This is a genomic window from Sphingomonas sp. FG14, from assembly GCF_057809675.1.
This window is the reverse complement of sequence record NZ_JBMDKK010000003.1, coordinates 129,274-154,819: the sequence shown is the minus strand read 5'-3', so window position 1 is coordinate 154,819 and position 25,546 is coordinate 129,274. Positions and strand designations below refer to the sequence as shown.

General features: G+C 65.0%; 25 protein-coding genes. 4 read left to right on the top strand and 21 right to left on the bottom strand.

Translation table 11 applies throughout. From position 1 onward, the window contains the following. The 5 genes from ACODTA_RS13045 to ACODTA_RS13025 form a co-directional block, all read right to left on the bottom strand. A complete protein-coding gene (locus tag ACODTA_RS13045; RefSeq protein ID WP_489066768.1) occupies nucleotides 1–462 on the bottom strand; it encodes a peroxiredoxin in 462 nt (153 codons plus the stop codon). Further along, the gene (locus ACODTA_RS13040; RefSeq protein ID WP_489066338.1) at nucleotides 462–3,164 is read right to left on the bottom strand and encodes a bifunctional [glutamine synthetase] adenylyltransferase/[glutamine synthetase]-adenylyl-L-tyrosine phosphorylase; all 2,703 of its coding nucleotides are present in this window, start codon (nucleotides 3,162–3,164) and stop codon (nucleotides 462–464) included. Before ACODTA_RS13040 ends, ACODTA_RS13045 begins: the two co-directional genes overlap by 1 nt. Nucleotides 3,165–3,563: 399 nt before the next feature. After that, on the bottom strand, nucleotides 3,564–4,229 hold the full coding sequence (locus ACODTA_RS13035; RefSeq protein WP_489066337.1) for a sigma-70 family RNA polymerase sigma factor: 666 nt from the start codon (nucleotides 4,227–4,229) through the stop codon (nucleotides 3,564–3,566). A 92-nt stretch (nucleotides 4,230–4,321) separates the two neighbouring features. After that, the gene (locus ACODTA_RS13030) at nucleotides 4,322–4,456 is read right to left on the bottom strand and encodes a hypothetical protein (RefSeq protein WP_281423071.1); all 135 of its coding nucleotides are present in this window, start codon (nucleotides 4,454–4,456) and stop codon (nucleotides 4,322–4,324) included. A gap of 93 nt (nucleotides 4,457–4,549) precedes the next feature. Then, on the bottom strand, nucleotides 4,550–5,350 hold the full coding sequence (locus tag ACODTA_RS13025; RefSeq protein WP_489066336.1) for a response regulator: 801 nt from the start codon (nucleotides 5,348–5,350) through the stop codon (nucleotides 4,550–4,552). A 100-nt stretch (nucleotides 5,351–5,450) separates the two neighbouring features. On the opposite strand from ACODTA_RS13025, the gene ACODTA_RS13020 reads away from it, so the two are divergent. The 3 genes from ACODTA_RS13020 (at nucleotide 5,451) to ACODTA_RS13010 (ending at nucleotide 7,852) form a co-directional block, all read left to right on the top strand. After that, nucleotides 5,451–5,783 carry a hypothetical protein gene (locus ACODTA_RS13020; RefSeq protein WP_489066335.1) on the top strand — a complete coding sequence of 111 codons (333 nt, stop codon included), beginning with the start codon at nucleotides 5,451–5,453 and terminating at the stop codon, nucleotides 5,781–5,783. A gap of 6 nt (nucleotides 5,784–5,789) precedes the next feature. After that, nucleotides 5,790–7,388, top strand: coding sequence for a sensor histidine kinase (locus tag ACODTA_RS13015; protein ID WP_489066334.1), 1,599 nt, complete (start codon nucleotides 5,790–5,792; stop codon nucleotides 7,386–7,388). Between the two features lie 335 nt (nucleotides 7,389–7,723). After that, entirely contained in the window at nucleotides 7,724–7,852 is a 129-nt protein-coding gene (locus ACODTA_RS13010; RefSeq protein WP_489066333.1) for an entericidin A/B family lipoprotein, read from the top strand. 65 nt (nucleotides 7,853–7,917) lie between these two features. Here the strand turns inward: ACODTA_RS13010 and tatC are convergent, their stop codons facing one another. From tatC to argS, 8 genes are all read right to left on the bottom strand, one after another. After that, entirely contained in the window at nucleotides 7,918–8,658 is a 741-nt protein-coding gene (tatC, locus tag ACODTA_RS13005; RefSeq protein WP_489066766.1) for a twin-arginine translocase subunit TatC, read from the bottom strand. A gap of 20 nt (nucleotides 8,659–8,678) precedes the next feature. Beyond that, complete coding sequence (tatB, locus tag ACODTA_RS13000) at nucleotides 8,679–9,155, bottom strand: Sec-independent protein translocase protein TatB (RefSeq protein ID WP_489066332.1); 477 nt, start codon at nucleotides 9,153–9,155, stop codon at nucleotides 8,679–8,681. 94 nt (nucleotides 9,156–9,249) lie between these two features. Next, on the bottom strand, nucleotides 9,250–9,483 hold the full coding sequence (locus ACODTA_RS12995) for a twin-arginine translocase TatA/TatE family subunit (RefSeq protein ID WP_222993166.1): 234 nt from the start codon (nucleotides 9,481–9,483) through the stop codon (nucleotides 9,250–9,252). A 27-nt stretch (nucleotides 9,484–9,510) separates the two neighbouring features. Then, nucleotides 9,511–10,101: an SMC-Scp complex subunit ScpB gene (gene scpB / locus ACODTA_RS12990; RefSeq protein ID WP_489066331.1), complete on the bottom strand. Its 591-nt coding sequence runs from the start codon at nucleotides 10,099–10,101 to the stop codon at nucleotides 9,511–9,513. Further along, nucleotides 10,098–10,862, bottom strand: a complete 765-nt coding sequence (locus ACODTA_RS12985) for a segregation and condensation protein A (RefSeq protein WP_489066330.1) — start codon at nucleotides 10,860–10,862, stop codon at nucleotides 10,098–10,100. Before ACODTA_RS12985 ends, scpB begins: the two co-directional genes overlap by 4 nt. 62 nt (nucleotides 10,863–10,924) lie before the next feature. Continuing rightward, nucleotides 10,925–11,935 (bottom strand): beta-N-acetylhexosaminidase, encoded by a 1,011-nt coding sequence (nagZ, locus tag ACODTA_RS12980; protein WP_489066329.1) that lies wholly within the window; start codon nucleotides 11,933–11,935, stop codon nucleotides 10,925–10,927. 7 nt (nucleotides 11,936–11,942) lie between these two features. After that, nucleotides 11,943–12,695 (bottom strand): SPOR domain-containing protein, encoded by a 753-nt coding sequence (locus tag ACODTA_RS12975; protein ID WP_489066328.1) that lies wholly within the window; start codon nucleotides 12,693–12,695, stop codon nucleotides 11,943–11,945. Further along, a complete protein-coding gene (argS, locus tag ACODTA_RS12970) occupies nucleotides 12,695–14,422 on the bottom strand; it encodes an arginine--tRNA ligase (protein WP_489066327.1) in 1,728 nt (575 codons plus the stop codon). The genes ACODTA_RS12975 and argS overlap by 1 nt, the downstream gene beginning before the upstream one ends. Before the next feature lie 204 nt (nucleotides 14,423–14,626). Here argS and ACODTA_RS12965 point away from each other — a divergent pair, with 204 nt between their 5' ends. After that, on the top strand, nucleotides 14,627–14,920 hold the full coding sequence (locus ACODTA_RS12965; RefSeq protein WP_489066326.1) for a hypothetical protein: 294 nt from the start codon (nucleotides 14,627–14,629) through the stop codon (nucleotides 14,918–14,920). A gap of 42 nt (nucleotides 14,921–14,962) precedes the next feature. On the opposite strand, the gene ACODTA_RS12960 is transcribed toward ACODTA_RS12965, so the two are convergent. The 8 genes from ACODTA_RS12960 to ACODTA_RS12925 form a co-directional block, all read right to left on the bottom strand. After that, entirely contained in the window at nucleotides 14,963–16,114 is a 1,152-nt protein-coding gene (locus ACODTA_RS12960) for a DUF1501 domain-containing protein (RefSeq protein ID WP_489066325.1), read from the bottom strand. Between the two features lie 2 nt (nucleotides 16,115–16,116). After that, nucleotides 16,117–17,562: a DUF1800 domain-containing protein gene (locus ACODTA_RS12955; protein ID WP_489066324.1), complete on the bottom strand. Its 1,446-nt coding sequence runs from the start codon at nucleotides 17,560–17,562 to the stop codon at nucleotides 16,117–16,119. 84 nt (nucleotides 17,563–17,646) lie between these two features. After that, nucleotides 17,647–18,813, bottom strand: a complete 1,167-nt coding sequence (locus ACODTA_RS12950; RefSeq protein ID WP_489066323.1) for a deoxyguanosinetriphosphate triphosphohydrolase — start codon at nucleotides 18,811–18,813, stop codon at nucleotides 17,647–17,649. 10 nt (nucleotides 18,814–18,823) lie between these two features. Continuing rightward, nucleotides 18,824–20,611 (bottom strand): tetratricopeptide repeat protein, encoded by a 1,788-nt coding sequence (locus tag ACODTA_RS12945; RefSeq protein ID WP_489066322.1) that lies wholly within the window; start codon nucleotides 20,609–20,611, stop codon nucleotides 18,824–18,826. Between the two features lie 189 nt (nucleotides 20,612–20,800). After that, nucleotides 20,801–22,231, bottom strand: a complete 1,431-nt coding sequence (gene ftsZ / locus ACODTA_RS12940; RefSeq protein WP_489066321.1) for a cell division protein FtsZ — start codon at nucleotides 22,229–22,231, stop codon at nucleotides 20,801–20,803. 174 nt (nucleotides 22,232–22,405) lie between these two features. After that, on the bottom strand, nucleotides 22,406–23,668 hold the full coding sequence (gene ftsA / locus ACODTA_RS12935; protein WP_489066320.1) for a cell division protein FtsA: 1,263 nt from the start codon (nucleotides 23,666–23,668) through the stop codon (nucleotides 22,406–22,408). Beyond that, nucleotides 23,649–24,638 (bottom strand): cell division protein FtsQ/DivIB, encoded by a 990-nt coding sequence (locus ACODTA_RS12930; RefSeq protein ID WP_489066318.1) that lies wholly within the window; start codon nucleotides 24,636–24,638, stop codon nucleotides 23,649–23,651. The genes ftsA and ACODTA_RS12930 overlap by 20 nt, the downstream gene beginning before the upstream one ends. After that, entirely contained in the window at nucleotides 24,635–25,525 is an 891-nt protein-coding gene (locus ACODTA_RS12925) for a D-alanine--D-alanine ligase (protein ID WP_489066764.1), read from the bottom strand. The genes ACODTA_RS12930 and ACODTA_RS12925 overlap by 4 nt, the downstream gene beginning before the upstream one ends. Nucleotides 25,526–25,546 lie beyond the last annotated feature (21 nt).

Sequence of the window (25,546 nt, the reverse complement as noted above, 5' to 3'; positions counted from 1 at the left end):
TCAGAGCGCCTGTGCGGCCTTCAGCACCTCTTCGGCATGCCCCGCGACCTTCACCTTGCGCCAGATCCGTGCGATCCGGCCATCCTTGTCGATCAGGAAGGTCGCCCGATCGATCCCCATATATTTCCGGCCATACAGGCTCTTTTCGATCCAAGTGCCGAACGCCTCGCACACTGAATCGTCGACATCGCTCGCCAGTTCGACCTTGAGATCATATTTGCCGATGAACTTGGCATGCTTCGCCGGCTTGTCCTTCGAGACGCCGACCACAGCCGCGCCGGCGGCGGCGAAGTCGTCGATCAGACCGGTGAAGGACTGCGCCTCGGTGGTGCAGCCCGGCGTATCGTCCTTGGGATAGAAATAAAGCACCAGCGCCCGGCCGCGCCAATCGGACAACGCGCGCGTCGTGCCGTCCGTCATCGTCAGCGTCACATCCGGGGCCATATCGCCATCGCTCAGCATCATCGCATCTCCTCAGCTTCGGCAACCACATGGTGCCAGCATTGCCCAACATCCGCGCGCGCGCCCTCATAGGCGCTCATCAGCGATGCCCAATCCTCCACGCCGCACGCACGCGCCACCAGCCGCCGCGCCGTTTCCGACGGTTCGTCGCACCCCGGCGCGACCAGCCGCAGCGTGACCAGCATGCGCGTCAGCAGCAACTGCGCCTCCGCCAATCCTGCCGGCAACCGCCCGGCATCGGCGAGCATGACGATCGCACGATCGAGACCTGTGTCGAGCCCTTCGCCATAGCGGAGCTGCGCGACATGGACGCAGAATTCGAGATCGACCAGTCCGCCATCGATCAGCTTCACATCCAGCGGCCCTGCCGCCGGCTTGTGCCTGGCCATCTCACCCCGCATCGATACCGCGTCCGCCAGCAACTTGGCGGCATCGCGCGGCGCACTCAGCACCGAATGGATGATCTCGTTTATCGCCGCGCGCGCGGCGGCCGATCCGAACACCGGCCGCGCACGGGTGAGCGCCATATGCTCCCAGGTCCAGGCGCTCTCGCGCTGATATTTGGCGAAGCCGGCGAGCGAGACGGCCAGCGGCCCCTGCGCCCCGGATGGGCGCAGCCGCGTATCGACCTCGTAGAGGGGGCCGGACGCGGTCGGCACCGACAGTGCGGCGCTGATCCGCTGGCAAAGGCGATTGTAATATTGCACCGCGCCCAGTGGTTTCGCGCCCGTCGACTCCGCCGCATGATCGCCGGTGAAGACGTAGACGAGATCGAGATCGGACGCATGGGTGAGCGATCCGCCGCCCAGTCGACCGAGTCCGATGATCACCAGTTCGCTGTCAGGCACCTTGCCATGCGCGGCCTCGAATTCCGCCACGGTCGCGGCGGCGAGCGTCTCGATCGCGGCTTCCGCCACGCGCGAATAGCCATGACCGACCTCCACGGGATCGCCGACGCCCGCGACGATCTGCGCACCCAGCGCGAACCGCCTTTCATTGACCTTGCGCCGCACCGAATCGAGCAATTGCTGATAATCCGCGCCCTGCTCGCAATGGCCGAGCTCCGAAACCAGCGCCTCGACCGAGGACTGGGGCTCGAGCGCGGTGGCATCGATCAGCCCGTCGAGAAGTTCTGGCCTGCGCCCAAGCAGGTCCGCCAGGGTCGGGGCGTGACTCAATATCTCGCCCAGCAACCGTGCCAACGCGGGCCGCGCGCCGAGCAGCCTGAACAGATTGATCGCGCTCGGCAACCGCGCGATCATATCGTCGAGCCGGTTGATCGCGCCATTGGGATCGGGCGCGCCGCCGATCGCCGCGACCAGCCCTGGCAGCACATCCTCCAGCGCGGCGCGCGCGGCGTCGGTCCGCAGCGCACGCAGAGAGCCGTCACGCCAGCGCTCGATCCGTGCCAGCGCAGCCTTGGGATCAGCGAAGCCCGCCGCCGCGAGCTGTCCGCTCAGCCGGTCCGGATCACGCGAGATCGCCGCACCCTCCTCGTCGGTCCCGTCGAGGCTGTCATAAATCCTGCCCACCGTTTCGACCGGCCCGTCGAGCAGATCGATCAGCGCGGCGCCGTCAGCCAATCCATGCAGGCGCGCGACGCCATCGAGGGCGACCTGATCACGTGGCAGGCTGTGCGTCTGCTGATCGTCCACCATCTGCAGGCGATGTTCGATCGTCCGATAGAGGCGATAGGAATGAGCGAGCACGTCCTCGACATCGGGTTCGATCCGGCCTGCCGCACGAAGCGCCGCCAGCGCATCGAGTGTCGCGGGCGCGCGCAGCGCCTCTTCGCGACCTCCGTAGATGAGCTGGTGAATCTGTGCGAAGAACTCGACTTCACGAATACCGCCGCGCCCGCGCTTCAGGTCATACCCCGGGCCGAACTTCTGCCCTTGGGCATGGTGATCCCGGATCCGGCGTGAAATGCCGCGGATCTCCGCGATCGCGCCATAGTCAAGCCCGCGTCGCCAAACGAAGGGGCGGATCGCGGTCAGAAAGGATTCTCCCAATGCGATATCGCCGGCAGCGGCGCGCGCACGAATGAAGGCGGCGCGCTCCCAAGGCAGCGCACTCGATTCATAATGCGAGATGGCAGCGTTGACAGGCAACGCCAGCGGAGTCGCTTCCGGCGAGGGGCGTAGCCGCAGATCGACGCGGAAGACATAGCCGTCGCCATCGCGCGACTGGAGCAGTTCGACGATGCGCCGCGCGATCCGCACGGCCGCCTCGACCGGTTCCTCGCGCGCGCGGCGCGGCAGCGTCTCCGGATCGAAGATCAGGATCGGATCGATGTCGGACGAATAGTTGAGTTCGCGGCTGCCATGTTTCCCCAGCGCAAGCGCCGCGAAACCGCGCGGAGCCTCGTCCGGCGTCCGCTCCGCGATCGCTGCCGCGATCGCGCGGTCAAGCGCGCGATCCGCCAGGTCGGACAGTGCGCGCGTCACCACTTCCATGCTGAGCAGACCGGCCAGATCGCCAACCGCAAGCACCAGCGCTAGCGCCGAGCGCTCGCGCCGCAATCCTGCTCCGACGCTCTCGGCATCCTCACCGCGCCGTTTCGCAAGCGCCATCGCGCCATCGAGATCGCCGGCGGCCAGCAGCGCGGTCAGATCGACGTTGCGCTCGATCGCGTGTCGCAAGAATGGGGAATGATCCGCCGCCCGTTGCAGCGCGTCCACAATCGCTTCGTTGGGATTCATGGGGGCGCTTTAAAGCATCCCGCGAGAAAGTGGGAACCGGTTTTCGACGCGAAACGATCAAGCTTTGAAGCCACCCTGGCCCAGTCCGCCCCACCCATGCGATAGGATAGGCGCGAAAGGCGAGTCCAGCGCGCAACTTTGGCACGCAAACCGCGTTATTCACTCATGGATTCGCGTGCACCCAGAACAGATGCAAACGACGCCCGGCGGCACCTTGTCGATATTCCGAGGCCTGCCGACGGAATCGGAAATGCGTTGCGCACAGCGTTTCGCGGTCGGCTGAATCACATGCCGCCCGAAATATCAGATTTGCTGGAAAAGCTGAGCTGACTGGAATCACCTGAACATGGAAAGGTGAAGCCCGATCCCCATCGGCGGGAATCGGGCCTGACCGGATCATCAGCGATCGCGGCTGAGTTCGTCCACCTGACCCATGATCGATTCGAGCGCGGTGCGTCCGCTTTCAGCCTCGAATTCGCTGCGCGGAGCAAGGCTGTTGTCGCTCATGATCTGCTCAAGCGCGACACGGCCGCGCGCGACGCGGCTCTTGATCGTACCCACAGCGACCCCGCAAATCTCGGCGGCCTCCTCATAGGCGAAGCCGCCAGCGCCGACCAGGATCAGCGCCTCGCGCTGCGGCTGGGGCAGCATCAGCAACGCGCGTTGCATATCCGCCAGTTCGACATGGCGATCCTGGCTGGCGGGCGCCGCAAGAATACGGTCCGCCGTCAGATCGTCCCATTCACCCTTGAAACGCGCGCGGCGCATTTGTGAGAGATAGAGATTGCGCAGGATGATGAAGGTCCAGGCGCGCATGTTGGTGCCGGCCAGAAAGCGCTTGCGCGCGCCCCATGCCTTCATCAGCGTTTCCTGGACCAGATCGTCCGCCAGATCCGCATTGCCCGAAAGCGAGCGACCGAACGCGCGCAGATGCGGGATCACGCGCGCAAGCTCGGTTTTGAAATCATCGTCGCTCAGCGAGATATGCTCGGCGGGAGCAGCCTCCTCCTCGCCAGAGACGTCGGCATCGTCCGTTACGGCCTTCTGCCTGTCATCATTCGTCATTTGCCTACCCGCTCCGAAGCCGGTCGCCAGCTGCGGTCCGCCTGTGCCTAGCATCGCGTCGCCCTCGCGGCCAACCGAAAACACCCGAACCCTCAGCGGACAAAAAGGAGGAAGGCGAAGATGACGATCACCGCGGTCAGCGAAATCGCCAAAATATAGCGCGTCATGTGCGGCGTCGCGCCGGCTCGCGCCTTCTCCGTGGATATATGCTGTTGTTCTTCAGCCATTTGTCCTGCCCTTTCGCGTATCGCTCACTGCATGAACGTCGCGCGGCGCTCACAGTTCCGAATCCGGAACGGTGGGAACCCGGGCAGGATGGATCAGGCGGGAACGGTCGCCGCGTCGAAGAACAGAGCCTGCGCGATCGCCGCCTTCACCGTCGAACGCTGGAAGGGCTTGGTGATCAGGAAGGTCGGTTCGGGCCGCTCACCCGTCAGCAGCCGCTCCGGAAAAGCGGTGATGAAGATGACGGGCACGCTGAACTCGGACAGGATATCCTTCACCGCATCGATGCCGCTGCTGTCATCAGCCAACTGGATGTCGGCGAGGACCAGCCCCGGGCGACGCGCACGCGCCTGCGCCACAGCTTCGTCGCGAGTCACCGCGACACCCGTGACGTCGTGGCCGAGATCACGGACGATCGTTTCGATATCCATCGCGATGATCGGCTCATCCTCAATGATCAGCACATCGGCGCGGGTCTGCCGTTCGATCTCGGCGAGCGCTTCCCCAACCAGCGATTCGACCTCGCCTGGCGTGGTTTCGATCAGATAGGCTGCATCCTCGTTGGAGAATCCCTCCATCGATGTCAGCAGCAGCGCCTGGCGCGAGCGCGGCGTCACCGCTGCCAGACGGGCCTGGGCGATCGCTTCCGGCACCTCCGGTCCGCGAGACTCCGCCAGATCCTGCTCATCAAGGTTGGCCGAGCTCCAGATCGCCTGGAAGGTGCGATAAAGGCCAAGCCGGGGATCGACATCACGCGGGAACTGGTCCGGCGCATCGACGATCGCTTCAAGCGCCGCGCGCACATAGGCATCGCCATGATTCTGGCTGCCCGTCAGCGCGCGCGCGTAGCGACGGAGGAAGGGAAGATGCGGCGCAAGCTGTTGTCCAAGCGACATCGATAGGAAGCTCCTGTAACTGATAACCTTGTGGTTTGACGGACAGGGCTTGGCAACCCCCGGCCCCCGCACGCAAAAAAACGAATCTTCTACGTCGGACATGGAACTATCGACGCGTTTTTTTGTTTCATGCACGGGTCGTAAAATATACCGGTGCCGTACCGGCGCGCGCCGGTCGGCCTTTTTTGCCGTTCAAAACGGCATAAGTGTGTTGATCGAGATCTTCAGGGGGAATGGATCACCGGTGGCGTCAGGTAAGAAAACGGAAAAGGCGACTGCGCCGCGGGAGCCGATGAGCAAGAGCAAGTCGAAGGACAAGACGTCTGGCGGGAAGGACCCTGCCGTGGGCGCCGCCTTGCGTTCGATCTACCAGAAAACCGTCGACGAATCGGTCCCCCAGGAAATGCTCGATCTGCTGGGCAAGCTCGGCTGATCGCATGTGGCAACGCTAGATCAGGCTGAGGAAGCAGCGCCAGTCAGCAGGCAAGGCCGGCTTTTCTTCGCCAATCGCTCAACCGGCTTTCGTGTTTTCCTGATCCTCAGCCTGGCGCTGCTGCCGCTTGGGTTGATCGCCTTTTTGGCGACGCTTCAGTCGAGCCGTACGGCCGATCTGGAGAAACGGGCGCAGATGCGCATCGCCCTGAGCGAGAACGCGCGCCAACTCGCGGCATCATGGGCATCAGACGCGTCGCTCGCCCGCGCAACCATGCGGGGGGAACTTGCCTATCCCGACGATACCGATCGTTGCGGACGTTTCAGCGAGATTTTTGCCGCGCAGTCGGGGCGCATGCCGCAATTCGCGCTTTATGGCGCGGAATCCGCTCCCTGGTGCGCGTCCACCGGCTTCTCCCCCGCCAGGCCGAGCACGCTGGGTTTCGACGTCAACGCGCCACCGAAATACACTTTGACCGCAGACTCGCTCGACATCGTGGTGCCCGGCCCGGGCGGATCGGTCGGCTTGTTGCGTTATTCCGATCGCGCGATGACCGCGGACATCGCTTCCGGCGGATCCCCGGTCCCTTATGCGCTTTCAATCGTCAGCACCGATCGGACGCTGCCGTTGATCGAAGTCGTACGATCGGGCGGCATCGCCGGCTACGAAACCATGAGCGACCCTATCGGAGCGACTGGCCTCGACGCCGAAATCACCATGCCTCGCACGCCGTTCAGCGCCGTCGAGCTCCTTTCGATCATGTTGCCGCTGGTCATGTGGGCCTCCGCCGCGCTGATCGGCTGGTTCGTCGTGAACCGCATGCTGATCCGGCCGCTGCGCCGGCTGGAACGGACAGTGTCGGGGTACAAGCCGGGTGACATCATCGAGCCGCTGCGCGGCATGGAAACCTCCGCGCACGAACTTCGCCAACTCAGCGAAACCTTTCGCCACATCACCGAAACCATCTCCACCCACGAGGCGGAACTCGCCGCCGGCCTTGCGCGCCAGACGCGCCTGACCCGCGAGGTGCATCACCGGGTGAAGAACAACCTTCAGGTCGTCGCCAGCCTGATCAACCTCCATGCGCGCGGCCAGGTACAGTCCGATGTCATCAGGGCCTATGCGTCGATCCAGCGGCGCGTCGACGCGCTCGCCGTCGTCCATCGTAACCACTATGCGGACTTTGAGGAGAATCGCGGGATCAGCCTGCGCTCACTCGTCGGCGAACTTGCCCAGAATATTCGCGGATCGGCGCGCGATGGCGATCCGGTCCCGCCGGTACGCGTCGATATTTGCCCGTGCTACACCAATCAGGACGTCGCGGTTCCTGTCGCATTCCTGCTGACCGAGTTGATCGAGCTCTCGATGTTGACCGACCCCAGTGCGGCGATCGTGATCACGCTTGTGCAGACTTCACCCAATGCTGCGCGCCTTTCGGTCGAGTCCACGGCGCTGATCGAGACGCCGGAGCTGGTGCAACGCATGGAACACCGCTTCGGTCGGGTGCTCGAAGGTTTGTCCCGACAGCTTCGCTCGCCGCTGGAACGCGATCGGGATATCGGAAGCTTCTCGATCGAGATCGCCGTGATCGGCGAGATGCCGTAAAATAGAGCTGAAATTCCACGACTTTTTTGGCCTCAAAAAAATCGTCAGAGAACGCATTTTTTTCTGGAACCTTTGCTTCCCACGCCCGTTCTGCAATTCGGATAGCGACCTTTTGCCCCCCCGCTCTCGCTATCCAAGACACGGGCCCGGACATGCCAACCCCCTCCCCCCCGGTGGCATGTCCGGGTCTCATTCTGTCAAGGGCACATCCAACCGTTTTTTCAGAACGCGACGCTCACTCGCGGAAGCCAAGGGATCGTTGCGGAACCGAATCCGCCTTCCACGCATTGTGACATGCGCAGCATCGGATCGATGCCCCTTATCGGAGAAAGACCATGGTCCGGAAATATCTCGGCGCCGCCTTGCTGTTGGGCACACTTCTCGTCAGCGCCTGCAACACCATCGAAGGTGCCGGCCGCGACGTCAAATCGGTCGGCAATACGGTCGAGAAAGCGGCGAAGTAGGCACGCTCCAATAGTAGAGTAAGCGTAGAGGGCGCGCCGGATCGACCGATCCGGCGCGCCTTCGCTTATTCGGACTCCGTCGCTGCCGCAGCCTTAACGCGACGACGCTCGGTCAGAAGGATCGCGATGAGCGCGAGTTCGTAAAGCAGCACCAACGGAATCGCGAGCAGGAGCTGCGAAACCACGTCAGGTGGCGTAAGCACCGCCGAAATGGCAAACGCCCCGACAATCGCATAGCGCCGCCCCGATGAGAGTTGCTGGCGCGTGACGATGCCGGCGCGTTCCAACAGCATCAGCAGCACCGGCAACAGGAAAGCCACGCCGAAGCCGAACAGGAATTTCGTGACGAAGCTCAGGTAATTGCCGATCGCCGGCAATGCTTCCTGTTCCACGCCGCCGACATTGCCTTCGAAACCGAGCAGGAAATGAAGCGCCACGGGCATCGCGAAATAATAGGCAAGCGCCGCCCCGCACAGGAAAAGCAATGGCGTCATGATGAGAAACGGCAGGAATGCCCGTTTCTCGTTGGCGTACAGGCCAGGCGCGACGAAACGCCAGATCTGGGTTGCGATTACCGGGGATGCCAACATCGTAGAGGCGAACAGCGCCACTTTCAGATTGACGAAAAAGGCCTCGAAAATATCGGTATAGATCAGCTTGCCCTGCCCGGCCTTGAGCAGAGGCTGGACAAGAAAGGCGAAGATCGGTTCGGCGAAATACAGGCAGATCGCAAATCCGATGCCCAGCGCCAGCATGCTCCATAACAGGCGACGGCGCAGTTCGATCAGATGATCGAGCAGCGGCATGCGGCTTTCGTCGATATCCTTCACGGCTTCGAATCCACGGAAGCGCCGCCCAGGCCGAGATCAAGCTGTCCGCTCGTTTCCGGTCGCTCCGCCGGCGGCGGCGGTGGTGGCGGTGTGACCACAGGCTCGTTGACCGGCGGCACAACATCGTCCGCACCCGGCAAGATCGGATCAATCGAAGCATCGGCAACGGTTGTTTCGGCCTGGACAGGCGTACCGGCCTGCGTCGCCGCAGGTGTCGTGATCGGAGCCGCCGGCTCAGGCGGATGCTCGCGCATGATGCGCTCGTTTTCCGCCGCCCATTTCTTCTCCATCTCCTCCAGTTCCGCCTCACGCACCATCGCATCGAAACCGGAGCGGAACTGGCGCGCCATCCCCCGCGCGCGACCGACCCAATGCCCGACCACGCGCATTGCCTTGGGCAGGTCCTTGGGGCCGATCACGACCAGCGCGACAAGCGCGCACAGCAGCAATTCGGTCGGGGCGATATCGAACATGGCGACTTTCTGGAGTCGTGAAATCCCGGAAAGGCCCGTCGCCTCTCCGCTGGGCGATCAGCCCGTCAATTCAGTCTGATGGCCGGACAACGGCTCAGGGGCGGTCCTCGCTCACCGGCCGCGCATCACGCTCGGGCGCGGCATCGACGACGCGCGGCGTGTCGATTCTCGACTGCGGCTTGGCCTCGTCATCCTCGGCCATTCCCTTGCGGAAGCTCTTGATGCCCTTGGCGACGTCGCCCATCAGGCTGGAAACGCGGCCGCTGCCGAACAACAGGACAACCACCAGAAGCAACACGATCCAATGGATCGGGGACCCGAAACCCATGACAAATCTCCTCGATTCCGGCCCCCTTTACTCGCTCTCGTCGGCGCTTTCCAGCGCGCCTTGGGAAAGATCGAATTCGGCCATCGCCAAATCGATTGGATCGAGCAGCCCGGCAGCGCGCAAATCGTCGATTCCCGGAAGGTCCCGGCGGCTCTCGAGCCCGAAATGCGTAAGAAAATCGGGCGTCGTCGCATAGATTAGCGGTCGCCCAGGCACTTCGCGGCGGCCCGCAGGGCGAACCCAGCCCGCTTCCATCAGAACGTCGAGCGTGCCCTTCGAGATCTGCACGCCGCGGATGGCTTCGATCTCCGCGCGGCTCACCGGTTCATGATAGGCGATGATCGCGAGCGTCTCGATACCCGCGCGACTCAGCTTGCGCGGCTCCTCGCGCTCACGCCGCAGGATGTGGGCAAGATCGGGTGCGGTCTGGAAATGCCAACGACCGCCCCGTTCGACCAGCTCGATCCCGCGCCCGGCATAATCCTGGCGCAATGTCTCGAGTGCACGCGCGATATCCTGATCGCCGACATGCGCGCGCATATCGGCGATGTTCAGGGGCTGATCAGCCGCGAACAGCGCCGCTTCGATCGCCCGGACCAGATCGTCGGGCGGATTCATGACGGTGACCGGAGATAGAGCGGCTCGAACGGGCCAGCCTGCTGCATCTCGACCCGCCCCTGGCGCGCCAGCTCGAGCGCCGCGACGAAACTTGAAGCCATCGCCGAGCGCCGCATTCCACCGTCGAGCCCATCGGGCAGGAATCGTCCGATCTCGGTCCAGTCGATCGTCTCGCCGATCAGTCGCTCGACGCGTTGCAGCGCCTCGTCAAGCGTCATCACCGCGCGCCGCGCGACGTGATGAAAGACCGGCGCCGTGCGCGCCTTCACCGTGCCATAAGCGGCGATCAGTTCGTAAAGCTCGGCCTGCCAAAGGCTCTTTCGGATCGCGCGCAACCCCTCTGGCGCACCGCGCGGAAAAACGTCACGACCCAGCCGATCGCGCCCCACCAGCCGTGCGCCTGCCTCACGCATCGCGTTCAGTCGCTGCAGCCGGAGTTGCAGGCGCAGCGCCAGTTCCTCGGGCGACGGATCGGCCTCCACGTCACGCGGCAGCAACAGGCAGGATTTGAGATAGGCGAGCCACGCCGCCATCACGAGATAATCGGCGGCGATCTCGAGCTTGAGCGCCTTCGCCTCCGCAAGAAACGCCAGATATTGCTCGACAAGCGCGAGGATCGAGATTTCGCGCAGATCGACCTTCTGGACGCGCGCGAGCGACAGCAACAGATCGAGCGGCCCCTCCCAACTCTCGAGAGTCAGGGTGAGCGTATCCGGGCTCGCCTGCGGCGTGTCGCCGAAAAGATCCTGGTGCGGACTCATCAACAGAGAGTAGCCGCGAGCATTCCGAAAAGTCGACTCTCCGCCGTCACGCGGAGATTGACTCACGCATAGGCGAGCAGCGCATCCCGCTTTTCGACCAGCGCGGCAAAATCGTCCGCCGGCCTATCATCCACGATCGCCGCCATGGCGCGATCAAGACGCGTAAGTGATGCCGTCGACATATCGTCGAGCGCCTCGGCGATCGCCGCCATCTCGTCGAACCGCCCCCAGCAATCGAGCGCGGCGTCGCAGCCAGCCGCCACGACGGCCGCGGCTTTCTCCGCCGGACTGCCCTTGAGCGCCTTCATGTCGATATCGTCGGACATCAGGAAACCATCGAAACCAATCCGCCCGCGAATGATCTCCGAGATCACCACAGGCGACATCGACGCCGGCAATTGCGCATCCCAGGCGGTATAGACGACATGCGCGGTCATCCCCATCGGCGCCGACTTGAGCGATATGAAGGGGGCGAGATCGGTCTCGAGCGCCTCCGCGTCGACATCGACGACGGGCAGTTCCATATGGCTGTCGACCGCCGCGCGCCCATGGCCCGGCATATGCTTGACGACACCGACGCAGCCGCCACGCTTCAGTCCGTCGAGCACGGCGCGGCCGAGCGCCGCCACCCGCATCGGATCGCTACCGAACGCGCGGTCGCCGATGATGTCGTGCGCGCCGGGCTGGCGGACGTCGAGCAAAGGCAGGCAATCGACGGTGATGCCCGATTCGCGCAACACGATCGCGAGCGCCTGCGCATTGGCGCGTGCCGCTTCGATGGCCGAGGCGGGCGCAACATCGTACAGATCGCCGAACGGCGCACCGGCTGCGGGAAAAGCGGGCCATGTCGGCGGCTGCATCCGCGCGACACGTCCACCCTCCTGATCGATCAGGATCGGCAGGTCGGCGCGGCCATCGAGCGCACGCAGATCGTCGGTCAGCCGGCGAAGCTGATCGCGATCCGCGATATTGCGCTTGAACAGGATATAGCCGGCCGGCTTCGCCGCCGCGAACAATGCCCGCTCGTCGGCGCTCAGAGCCTCACCGGCAAGGCCGAAAATGACCGGCTTCATCGATCGGTCAATTGGTCGCGATCAGGCAGGTCTCGCCAGCGACCTTGAGCTTGCCGCACAGTGAGGAGGCCTGGGCCGGCGACCCAGCATCGACACGCAGGCGATAGAAGGTGTTACTGCCGACCTTCACCGGCGTGATCGTCTTGGCCAGCGGCGCCAGGAACGAGAAACGCTTGCTCATCGTCGTCCAGCTTTGATTGGCGATCGCCTCGCTGCCATAGGCGCCAAGCTGGATCACCGATCCCGCCGGGCCGGCTGCCGGTTTCGGCGCCGGTGCGGGTTTCGCGGCCGGGGCGGGCATCTTTCCGCCATTCGCGACCTTCACGGTCGCGGCCGGGCCGCCGGCCACCGGACGCTCGACGGTGGGCTTCGCGGGTGCGGGCGTCCGCACCGGCGCCACCGGCGCCTCGGGCACCGCGTTCGTGTCGATCTTGCCTGTCGCCTCAGCGCCTTCGCTCGTCGCGAAGGATGCGTCACCCTGACCTTCCACCTTCATGCCGCCCGGCTGATCAGGCTTCACCTTATAATCGCCTTCCGCCGCCGCGATCAGCGTACCATCGCCGTCCGACTGCGCATTGCGATCCTTGATCCACCAGACACCCGCGATGACGACGCCGAGCGCGACGAGCGCGCCGATCACGCCGCCCGCAAGCTTCGCCGGCGAAATGCCTTCGTCCTCATCGGCATCCTCGACGGCTTCGAGCCAGGGCAGCCGATCCTCTTCGGAAAGCTCCAGCCCCTCGCGGTCAGTGTCGGTCATCACTGCATCTCCTCGACGGCCGCCACTCCCATGATGGCGAGACCGTTGCGGACAATCTGCCCGATCGCATTGGCTAAGAAAAGCCTCGCGGATGTGGTTTCCGGATCATCGACCAACAGGAAGCGCCGATCTGGCCGATCATTACCCATATTCCAGAGCGCATGGAAAGAAGCAGCCAGATCAAAGAGATAGAAGGCAATCCGATGGGGTTCACGGGCCAGCGCGGCCGCCTCCACGATACGCGGGAACTGCGCCGCAAGCTTCACCACCGCGAGCTCGTCCGTATCAAGGCGGGACAGGTCAGCGGCGCCGATCGCGATGCCGGCATCCTGCGCCCGGCGATTCACCGAGCGAATCCGGGCATGCGCATATTGGACGTAGAAGACCGGATTGTCCTTCGACGCCTCCACCACCTTGGCGAAATCGAAGTCCATCTGCGCGTCGGCCTTGCGGGTAAGCATGGTGAAACGCACGACATCCTTGCCCACTTCACCCACCATGTCGGCGAGCGTCACGAAGTTCCCTGAGCGCTTGGACATCTTCACCGGCTCGCCCGCGCGCAGCAGCCGGACCATCTGAACCAGCTTGACGTCGAAACGCGTCCTGCCTTCGGTCAGCGCGGCGACCGCCGCCTGAATACGCTTCACTGTGCCGGCATGATCGGCGCCCCAGATATCGATCAACTGGTCGGCCGATTGCGCCTTCTGGAAATGATAGGCGAGATCGGCGCCGAAATAGGTCCATTGCCCGTTCGACTTCTTGATCGGCCGATCCTGATCGTCGCCGAACCGCGTCGAACGGAACAGCGGCAACTCCACCGGCTCCCAATCCTCTGGCGTCTCGCCCTTGGGTGCTTCGAGCACGCCGTCATAGACAAGATCGCGCGCGCGCAGCCAGGCCTCGGCCGCCTCCGGCTTGCCCGCCGCCTGAAGCTCCGCCTCGGACGAGAACAGGTCGTGATGAATGCCGAGCAACGCCAGGTCGGCGCGGATCATCTCGAGCATCGCGGCAACGGCGCGTTGACGGAAGATCGCCAGCCATTCGCTTTCCGGCGCTTCGGCATAAGTGGGGCCGAATTCCTGCGCCAGCCGCTCGCCGACGGGGATCAGATAATCGCCGGGATAGAGCCCTTCCGGAATCTCGCCGATATCGATGCCCAGCACCTCGCAATAACGGAGGTGCGCGGAACGTGCGAGCACGTCGACCTGCCCGCCGGCATCGTTGACATAATATTCGCGGATCACGCGATGGCCGGCATATTCCAGCAGGCTGGCAAGCGCATCGCCCACCACCGCGCCACGGCAATGGCCCATATGCATCGGCCCCGTCGGGTTGGCCGATACATATTCGACATTGACGGTGACGCCCTTGCCCAGGCTGGAGCGGCCATAATCGTCGCCCGCGACCTCGATCGCGCGCAATTCCTCCCGCCAGACATTGTCGTGCAGACGCAGGTTGATGAAGCCGGGGCCGGCGATCTCCGCCGACGCCACCTCGTCGATCGCTCCCAGGCCGACAGCGATCTTCTCCGCCAGCGCGCGCGGATTGGTGCCGGCGGGTTTGGCGAGCACCATCGCGGCATTGGTCGCAAGATCGCCATGCGACGGATCGCGCGGCGGCTCGACGGTGACGGCGCGTCGCTCCAGCCCCGACGGCAGATCCCCGGCGGTAACGAGAGAATCGAGCACCGCGTCGATGTGCGCGGCGAAACGGGCATAGAGAGTCACAGGTCAACCTCTGATTGCGGCAAGCGTGCGCCCATAGCGGAGTTCACCGCCGGGCGTCCATCCTTGCGCGGGCGGCGATGATCCCACGTGCGCGGCGTGCAATCGCACTGACGCGATTTGCGATCGGGAATCCATGCCATGCGCTGCATGATCCAAAGCAGACAGGACGGGGTGCTGATCGGCCTTCAACAGGAGGACGACCAAATGACGAAGTTCGTGACCACTGCCATCGCCGCATTCGCCCTCGCCATGCCGGCCATGGCGCCGGCGCAGTCCGACAAGACCCGCTTCGAGCATGACGGCTTCACCTATGTTTTCACCGCGCGCGACGCGGGCAAGGCGAAGATCATCGCGGGCAAGCGCTATCCGGGTGCCGATTCCTTCCGCCTCGTCGTCAGCAACGGTCGCGTTCGCGGCACCAGCGCGGGCAAGGCCATCGAGTTCCGCCTGAGCGAGGTGGAACGTATCGATCAGGCCACCACGCTCGCATCGCGCTGAATCGAATGCGAAGGGCGGATTAAGGCAGATGGGTATAGCGGGTTACGCTCTCGCCAGCCCATCCACCGGCCTCAGCCCAGCCATAGCCGGGTAGAGGGCGCGGGCGGCTCGTGTTGGCTCCAGACCGAAATGGCTCGCCAGCGCCCCCGCCACAAAACTCTCGATTTGCGCAGTCGGGCGAAGATCGCGTCCTTCATAGAGCGCTGCGCGGCGCAGTCCTGGCCAATCGGCAACGACGCGGCCACCGCTGACCGCTCCGCCGATCAGCATCGCCGCGCTCCCCGTGCCGTGATCGGTGCCCCCCGTACCGTTCACCGCCACCGTGCGGCCGAATTCGGTTGCAACCAATATCATGGTCTTCGCCCATGCCGGCCCCAACCCGGCCTTCAATGCGCCGATCATCGCATCGAGCCCGCCCAGTTGAAGCGCCAGCCGCGACTTCTGGCCTATATGCGTATCCCATCCGCCGGTTTCGATCATCACCAACCGCGCGCCGTTGGCGGGCGCCAAGAGCCGCGCCGCGAGCGCGCCCGTTGCCCGTCCATTGTTGCTCTTCTCGCCGGCAAGATCGCCGGCCAGCATCCGCGTCTCCATCGCGCTCTGCCAGAGCGCGTGGAGCCTAGCGTCGCCCTCGTACAACATGCCGACACGCAACAGCAAATCTTCAGAAGCATCGGGCAGCGCCGCCGGCGCATAGCTCGCCACCACGGCGGGACCGCGCAGCGCCATCGGTATTGCACGCGCGACCGCCAGTGCCTTTGACTGGCCATCGGGCAGCATCGCCGCCAGCCGGTTCATCCATCCCGTCTTTTCGGCATAAGCGGCGCGACCGCCGGTCTCGAGGATATTCTGTCCGTCGAAATGCGATCGGTCGCGATAGGTGGAGGCCAGCGCGTGACCGAACAGCGCCTCCCCGACCGCATAGAGTTTGGCGGTTTCGGAAAGTGCCGGGTGCAGCGAGAAAATCCCATCGAGCGCAATGCCCTCGCCCAGATCGGCAAGAGCACCACGGACACCGACATAAGCTGGATCGCCTACAGGTGCGATGGTCGCCAGACCATCGGCCGCACCGCGCTGGATAATGAAGACGAACCGTCGGTCGGTCGGAACCGCAGCGAATGCCAAGCGCGGTGCGAATGTGGCGATACCCACGCCCAGCATCGCCGATCCGATCAATGCACGACGACCGATCATGACTATCTCCGCAGAAATTCTGGTGAGACGAGTAACAGCGCCAAGCCCTGTTCGGGGCTGTCGGCGCGAGCGATCGCCTGTGCCGTCGACGGGCCGAGCGGTTCCGGCAGGATGCGGAGTGCAAGCGTTCGTGGATCCGGCACGTTGCCCACGCGCTGCGCCAGCCGCTCTGCAACCTCGACCCTACGCATAAGCGCATCGGGGCCCATCCAGCTTGGTGCGACATCCTCCCATCCCGCCGGCGAACCGGGTTGCCAGACCGGTTGCCCAAGCTGCTGCATCATTGCGATGAAAGCCTTGTCCTGAACCGTGTGCGTTCCCACCGCGCGCAATGCCGAAAGGCTCCAGTCCCATGGCGTCTTGAATTTGGCGGCATCGGACGACCAGCTTTCGGGCGCATCGATCAGCGCCGCATAAAGCGTCGGCAGATCGCCGTTCGAAGCCGTGAATGCGGCGGTCAGCCGCGTCACCAGCGCGAGCGGCGGATCGTCGGCGATGAAATGACGTGCGAGTTTCGTGGCGATGTGACGCGCCGTTGCAGGATGGACCGCTAGATCCTCGAGGACAGCCTGCGCCTGATCCTCGCCGGTTTGGGCATAGCTGAGTCCGAGGATCGTCCGCTCGCCAGGTTCGTGCAGGCGATCAGCAAAGACGAAGCTGCCCGGCGCGCGCGCCAGTCGATCGATCGTGTGCGCGCCGGGACCACGGGCCAGGCCGGCCACGGTCCAGCCGGTCAACGCCCGTGCGAATTCAGTCACGTCCTGCTGCCGATATCCGGTGCGCGCACCCAGCGTATGCAGTTCCAATATCTCGCGCGCCAGGTTTTCGTTCAAGCCCAGCTTGCGGCCGCCGCGTGACGTGATGCGGTTAGCGAGCATCGAATCGGCGCCAATTGATTGCGTCTGATCGAGATAGAGCAGCATTGCCGGATGCCGTTCGACAGCAAGCAGCATATCTGCAAAGCTGCCGCGCAGGTTGGGCCGGATCGCTTCGAATTCGAGCATGCCAGCCAAGCCGGTCGCGACGAACCGGTCAGCCGAGACCGCAAAATGATTGGCCCAGAAATGTACGAGACGCTCGGCGAACGGAGTCGAACCGATCAGCGCGGCACGAACACGCGCGCCGACCTGGACGGCATAGTGGCCACGTGCCACCTGCCGCGCGGTCTGCCGAAGCGGTTTGCCGACCTCGGCACCCGCCCGCCCGGCCATGTCGGGTACGTCCCCTAACATGGCCTGCAACCGTTGCATCTTCTGTACGCGGACCTCTTCGAGATAATCCGCAAAAGTCGAAGCGATCTCGGTTCGCGTCGGAAGATCGACCATTGCGGCCGGGCGCGGCTCGAAACGGCGAAGCTGATCCTTCAGCCAGGCTCTGGGGTTGGCCGGCGGCGCGTCATCGGGTCGCGCGCCCAGCCCGAAGCGGTTCAGGGCGATGGTGGATTCCATGGCTGCCTCGTCGGCCGATCACGATCCTGCCAAGCTAGCGCCGACCTGTCGCAAAACTATGTCAGATTGGGATTTCGTCGCGTTTCAGAAACCGTCCGGCATATCCAACGGGCCTACGATCTCCCGATAGCGCTTGATCGCATAACGATCGGTCATGCCCGCGACAAAATCAGCGATATGGCGGCTGCGGCCCGGCTCCTCGTCCGGCAGCGTCGCCAGCCATTCTTCCGGAAGCTTCGCGGGATCGTCCTGATAGGCGGCGAACAGGCCGGAGACGACATGGCGCGCCGCGTCAGCGGCGGCAAGCTGGCTCGGATGGTGATAAAGATTGGCGTACATGAAGCGCTTCAGCGTGCGCTCCGCCTCGCGCATCCCGTTGGAGAAACCGACCAGCGCGCGGCCGGCGGCGCGCACCTCATCGACGCTGCTGATATCGGCCTCCGTGATCCGTCGCCGCGTCTCCGCGATCAGATCATTGACCATGCGCCCGATCTGGGCACGGACCAGTTCGGCGCGAAGCCGGTCGGGATGACATCCGTCGCAGGTTCGAAGCACATCGGCCCAGCCCTCGGCTATCAACGGCACCGTCACAAGCTGATCGATATCGAGCAAGCCGGCGCGCACGCCGTCATCGATATCGTGATTGTCATAGGCTATGTCGTCGGCAAGCGCCGCGACCTGGGCCTCCAGCGATGACCAGCGATCCAGATCGAGCGGAAACTCGGCATCAGCCGCGCGCATCGCCCAGCCTGGCGTCCTGACGGGACCATTATGCTTGGCCAGCCCCTCCAGCGTTTCCCAGGTCAGGTTAAGCCCGTCCCATCGTGGATATGGCGTTTCAAGCCGCATCAGCGTGCGCAGCGTGTGTGCGTTGTGGTCGAAGCCGCCCTGCGCCATCGTCGCGGCCTTCAGTGCGTCCTCTCCCGCATGGCCGAAGGGCGGATGGCCGATATCGTGCGCCAGGCACAATGCCTCGGTCAGGTCCTCGTTAAGCCCCAATGCACGGGCGATCGTTCGCCCGATCTGCGCGACTTCCAGGCTGTGAGTCAGCCGGACGCGGAAATGATCGCCATCGGGTGCGAGGAAAACCTGGGTCTTGTGGCGTAGCCGGCGAAAGGCGATCGAATGGATGATCCTGTCGCGGTCGCGCTGGAACGCGTCGCGCGGGCCGCGCGCGGCACCGTCCGCCTCGCGGTGCAACCGTCCGCGGCTGGCGGCGGGGTCAGCAGCATAGGGCGCCAGCACGCTCATCCGTTGCCCGTCATCGTCCGCCGAGCTTCTCGATCTCCGTGCCGGCCGGGCTGGTCCAGGCGAAACCGGTGATGCCGGCCTTTTTCAGGAAGTCGCTAGCCTTGGCGGCAGTCGGGAATGGACCGACCAGCAGCCGGCGAGTCGCCTTGAACGGCACGGTCCAGCCCGTCATGCCCTTGAACGCGGCCGGGGATTTCTTGACCAGCTTGCCATAATCGGTGACGAGCGCCCCCTTGCTCGCCCCGGTGGCGATCTGCGCCCAGATCCGCTCGGGATGGAGCTTCTTCGGGTCTGGCTTCGCCGCCGCCTTCTTCTCGGCGGCTTTCCTGTCGGCCTCTTTCTTGTCGGCAGCCTTTTTGTCGGCCGCTTTCTTGTCCGCGGCCTTCTTGTCAGCAGCCGCCTTCACGTCGGCGACGGGCTCGTCCGCATCCTTCGTCACCGCCGGCGTGGCCGGCCTGCGCGCCGCAGGCACAGGCATCGGGACGGCTTCGACCTGCTCCAGTTCCAGACCTTGCACAATCGAAGCAAGCGAACGTTCCAGCGGGGTCGCCGGCGAGGACGGCGGTGGCGCGGGCACGGTCGGTTCGGCCCTGGGCGGCAACGCCGCCGTCACCGCGACGCTCGGCGTCGATGCTGCTTGAGCAAGACGCTCAGGCTCATCCTGCCGGGCCGGCGCGGTCACTGGCAGACTGAAGCCGGGCGCCGGCGAAAGCTCGCGCGTCACCGGCACGGCTGGCGCAAGATCGGACATCGGCTTCGAAACGGGCGGGGCAGTTCGTGTCGCCGAGGATGCCGGGGCACGGCTGGGCATTGTCGCGGCCGGCGCCGGCCTGGCAGGCTCGCTCCGCGCCGCCAGCGCGACCGGAGCGCCCGGACGGCGCCGAGGCTCGCGCGAGACCTGCACCGGCGGCGCCGTCGCCGGCGCATCGTCATTCTCCGCCTCATGGCCCGAATCCATCGGTTCGCTCATCGGAACCGACGTGCGCGCCGAAGGCTGTGGCGGCCGCGTATCGATATCCGCCGAAGCAAGCACCTGCCGGGTCTTGCCATCGGACGGGATGCGTCCGAAATGCACCGCCGCCGCCTTTTGCGAGGCGGACAAGGACGGCAGACGCGCGAAGAACGGCCCCATCGGCACCGCGAGATTGGCCGGCATCACCGTGCGCGCCACGCCGTTTGCACCCTCGAGATCGCCGCCGATCGCCATGATGAAGGCGCGCGCGCGCCACGCGGCACGATCCTGGATGCGGAGCAGCGGGTCGAGCGTCTGCATGGCCTGTTCGCGGTCACCGCCGATCGCATAGGATAATGCCAGTCGACGTGTGACCTCCGCGTCCTGCCCGTGCCGAAGCGCCGTCTGATAATCACGCTGGGCACGCCGCGTATCACCACGCAGGTCGTAAGCGAGGCCACGATCACCCGCGATCTCGCCCTCCGGAATGCCGAGCCCGACCGCATCGTTGAAGAGCTTCAGCGCCTCGCGCGGCCGCTCGGTCATCAACATCGCGCGTGCCAGACCGGTCTTGATCCGGCCATTGCGCGGATCGATTTCCTCGGCGCGCGCGAAGAATCCCAAAGCGCCGTTGGTGTCGTCCAGCGCGAGTGCGGCATTGCCCGCCTCAATCAGTGCACGAACATTCTGCGGATCCGAGGACAGCGTGTTGAGCGCCTGAGACAGTGCGCGGCCCGCTTCCGCATCGGAAGTGAATATCGAAGACTGCGCACGCACGGTGACGCTTGGCAGCAGGATGAGCGCGGCCGCTGCTACGGTCGCGCGGAGAGTCTGGATGATTGTCATGGCTGGTCCCGCACTGAGCGCGGTGTCGATGAAGCCCAGATGAATTGCAAGCCGAATCCGGTTCAACCGTATCCTGCGGCCGATCGTTCGCGCCCGACATGCAGAAAGGGCCGGACGACGGGAGCGATGCTCCCGGCCGTCCGGCCCCTCCAATCGTCCGCCATGACGGCGGACGCCCCCTTTTACGGGTTACTGGTTGTTCTGGCGATTGAGGAAGCGCGGGATGTCGAGCGGATCGGACTTGCCGTCCGCATCGGCATCGTCGCCCTTCGCCGCACCACGCGCGATGTTGGACATACGCTCGAACAGCGTGCCGCCGCCCGTCGAGACGCGCGGCGCGCGAGGTTCGGGCGTCGCTTCGGCTTCAAGCCAGCTCGGCGTGGCCGGCTTGGGCTCCGGCGCGGTCTCGACCGCTTCCGGCGCCTCGACGGTCAGGTCGAGCGGCCCATCGGCCTCGTCCTCGACGATCCGGCCGCTGTCGAGCAGCAGTTCGTCCTCGGCGGTTTCGGCGACAGCTTCAGCAACGGCCGGTTCAGGCGCTTCGACGACCACGGCGGGCGCTTCCGCCGCAGGCGCGGCCTTCACCGGCTCCGGTGCGCGGTCACGCGCGGTCGGGAACGCGAAGACGCGGGCCGGCTCGGGCTGGACCGAGGTTTCGGCCTCTATGCCGGTCGCGACCACCGAAACGCGGATCTTGCCCTGCAGGTCGTTGTTGAACGCCGAACCCCAGATGATGTTCGCGTCAGGATCGACCAGTTCCTTGATATGGTTGGCCGCCTCGTCAACTTCCATCAGGCGCATGTCGTCGCCGCCGGTGATCGAGATGATCACGCCCTTGGCGCCGCGCATCGACACGCCGTCGAGCAGCGGATTGGCGATCGCCTTTTCCGCGGCTTCGATCGCACGACCGTCGCCCTCGGCTTCGCCGGTGCCCATCATCGCCTTGCCCATCTCGCCCATCACGGAACGGACGTCAGCGAAGTCGAGGTTGATCAGGCCAGGCATGACCATCAGGTCGGTGATGCCGCGCACGCCCTGCTGCAGCACCTCGTCCGCCATCTGGAACGCTTCCTTGAAGGTCGTGTTCGCATTGGCGATCAGGAAGAGATTCTGGTTGGGGATGACGATCAGGGTATCGACATGCTTCTGCAGTTCTTCGATGCCGGCGTCCGCCGAACGCGAGCGGCGCGAGCCTTCGAAGCTGAACGGCTTGGTGACGACGCCGACGGTCAGGATACCCTTGTCGCGCGCGGCCTTCGCGATCACCGGCGCCGCGCCGGTGCCGGTGCCGCCGCCCATGCCGGCCGCGACGAAGCACATATGCGCGCCATCGAGCGCGCGTTCGATCTGCTCCATCGCCTCTTCAGCCGCCGCGCGGCCGATCTCGGGCCGCGAGCCGGCGCCAAGGCCCTGCGTGATCCGCAGGCCGAGCTGGATGCGCCGCTCCGCCGGCGAGGCGTTGAGCGCCTGCGCGTCGGTGTTGGCCACGATGAAATCGACGCCCTGGACCTGGCTCGCCATCATGTTGGCGATGGCGTTGCCCCCCGCGCCGCCGACGCCGATGACGCTGATCCTGGGCCGAAGTTCATCGACCTCAGGCGGCATGAATTCGATGCTCATTTGCTTAACTCCCAAGCTTCGTCGTGGGCCAAGCGAATGCCCCTTGACGGTTTTGCACTAACCGATTCGCGGAATCACCAAAAAAGTTAACCCGCGAGGAAAAAATTGTGTCGAGTCGTGGGCGACACCCCCTGCCCCTTGTGGTCAAGGCCAAAGACGAGCCGTTCCGGTTCATCAATAACCCGCCCGAAAGGCCGTGATCAGCCGCTGGATCAGCCCCGCGCCGGCGGCGCGGTGCACCATCTGCTGGGCCGGCACGATCGCGCGCAGATCGACCGGATTGGCCGCCGCATATTGGACAAGCCCGGCCAATGTCGCGAAACCGGGGCCACTATGCGCGTCGGGCAACCCGATCAGCCCGCGCGGCTTGCCCAGCCTGACGGCGCGGCCGAGCGCACCCTGCATATAATCGGCGATACCCTTGAGTTCGGCGCCACCGCCCGTCAGCACCACCTGGCGCCCGACCGGCCCGGAGAAGCCGAGTTCGCCCAGCGCCTTGCCGACTTCGCCGGTCAGATGCTCCAGCCGCTGGCGGATGACCGAGATGAGCTGCGCGCGCGTGATCCGCGTGGTATCCGCATGATCGCCGTCGGGCGAGATCGGGGCAACCTCTATCATATCGTGATTGTCGCGCGGGCTCGTGGTCGCCGAACCATAGAAGCACTTCATCCGTTCGGCATGCGTGCGCCGTGTACCGAAGGCGGAGGCGATGTCGTCGGTGATGTCGGCCGCGCCAAACGGGATCGACATCAGCCCGACCAGCATGCCGCCGGCGAACAGCGAGACATTGGTGACGCCCGCGCCGAGTTCGACCAGCGCGACGCCCAGCTCGCGCTCCTCATCGGTCAGGCACGCCATGCCCGTCGCCACCGGCGACGCGACGATCGACTTGACCTTCAGATAGGCGGAGCGGACGCACAGATCGAGATTGCGCACCGGCGACCCGTCGGCGGCGACAACATGGATGTCGACACCCATGCGATCGGCGTGCAGGCCAAGCGGGGTCTTCACCCCGCGCAATCCGTCGAGCGTATACAGCGTCGGCAGGGCATGGAGCACCATGCGCCCGTCGGGATCGATCGAACCGCGTCCGGCGGCGAGCAATTCGTTGATATCCTCCTGCTCGATCCTGTGGCCGCCCAGCTCGACCTCGACCGAGGCGATATCGCTGACCAGTCCGCCAGCGGAGAAGCTGACCCAGACATCCTCGATATTGGTGCCCGCGATCCGCTCCGCCTGTTCGACCGCCTCACGCACTGCACGTTCGGTGGCCGCCATGTCGGCGATATAGCCGCGCTTGACCCCCTGGCTCTCACGCTGGCCGGTGGCGAGCACGTTGATCTCGCCGCTCTCGGTCTTTTCCGCGATCAGCGCGGACACCTTCCACGAGCCGATGTCCAGCGCGGTGATCAGCCCCTCAGCCCGCGGTTGTGCCATTGCCCTTGTCCTTCCTGCTGTCCTTGCCGGCATCCTTCACGGACTTGGTGTCCTCGTCGGCCGCCTTGGCAATCGTGGTTTCGTCGGGAACGATCGGACGCGCCGCACCCTTGGGAGGCAGGCGCACGTAGAATTTGTCGGGAATGCGCATGTCGAAACGCACGAAGCCCCGGCCAAGCAGGCGATCGGTGCCATCCATGCGCGCGAACTTGACCAGCGCGGCCGCCGCTTCCGGACCGCCCTCGGGCAGGGCCAGCGTCTCGCCCGACTGGAAGCGGAGATCCCAGCGACGCTTGCCGATCCAGCTTGCGCCCGCCAGCATCGGCTTGAGCGCGGGCGCGGCTTCGAGCAGCGTGTCGAGCGCCGCGATCTGCCTGTTGGCGTCGGGGCCGACGACCAGGGGCAGATCGGGCATCGATCCGATCGACACGGGCTCCAGCTCGACGCCGGTCGCGTCGATCAGCGTCAGCTTCTGCGCATTCTGCCAGATGGCGGCGGGCTTGCGCTCGACGATATCGATCAGCAGCGTGTCGGGCAGGCGGCGCGACACGCGGGCATCGGAGATCCATCCATAGGTCATCAGTTGCCGGCGCACCTTTTCCAGGTCGACCAGCGGCATCGCCATCGAATGCTGGTCCGCCGCGATCGCATAGACGGTCAGCCGCTCCATCCGGTCGACGCCCGTCAGTTCGATGCGCTTCACCTCGAAACCCGCGCGGCCCGTCATCTCGGCCAGCGCGACGCCAGTTGCCTGGGGCAGCCCCATCATCGTCGCCGCCGTACCCGCAAGCAGAACGATGAGGGCGATCATGCCATAGCCGGCGACGCGCTGGATCGTCTCGACCGGAACCGGCAGCGCTTCCGCCAGCCGGGTCATCATCGACTTGCGCTTGGCCGCCGGCCTGCGGCCGGAAACCTTGGGCCGGGCGCGCCCGCTATTGCCCCTGCGGATGGTGGATGCGCTGCTCATAGAGCGTCCCTCACGATGCGGTCGCACAATTCGGCATAGGAAATGCCGCAATATCTGGCCTGCTCCGGCACCAGGCTGAGCGGAGTCATGCCGGGCTGGGTGTTCACCTCGAGCAGATAGAGGCCGTCGAGGCCGCGCTCGTCATCCCAGCGGAAATCGGACCGGCTCGTGCCCTTGCAGCCGAGCAGATGGTGCGCGCGAAGCGCCATGTCGAGCGCGGCTTCGGCAATATCCGCCGGGATGTCGGCCGGGCAGATATGGTCGGTCAGCCCGTCGGTATATTTCGCGTCATAATCGTAGAAGCCGCTCTTCGGCCGCAGTTCCGTGACGGCGAGCGGCGCGTCCCTCAATACCGCGACGGTCAGTTCGCGGCCGCGAATGAAGGGTTCGGCGAGGAGCCGATTGAAATGCTGCCACGGCCCCTCGACATCACGGCCGATCGGGTCGCCATAATTGCCGTCGCGCGTCACGATCGCCACGCCCACCGAAGATCCCTCGTTGACCGGCTTCAACACATAGGGGCGCGGCAGCGGGTCGGCATCATGAACGCTCGCGCTCTCGACGATCCGGCCTTCGGGCATGCGGATGCCATGCGGCACCAGCAGCAGCTTGGTCAGTTCCTTGTCGATCGCGATCACCGAGGTGGCGATGCCGCTGTGCGTGTAAGGGATCTGCATCAGATCGAGCATGCCCTGCACCGTTCCGTCCTCGCCGGGCGAGCCATGCAGCGCGTTGAACACCACATCGGGGCGGACGCCGGCGATCACCTGCGCGACGTTGCGATCCATGTCGATGCGCGTGACCCGGTGGCCGAGGCTTTCGAGCGCGTCGGCGATCTCCCTGCCGCTCGACAGCGAGACTTCGCGCTCGGCCGACCAGCCGCCCATCAGCACCGCGATGTGAAGGGG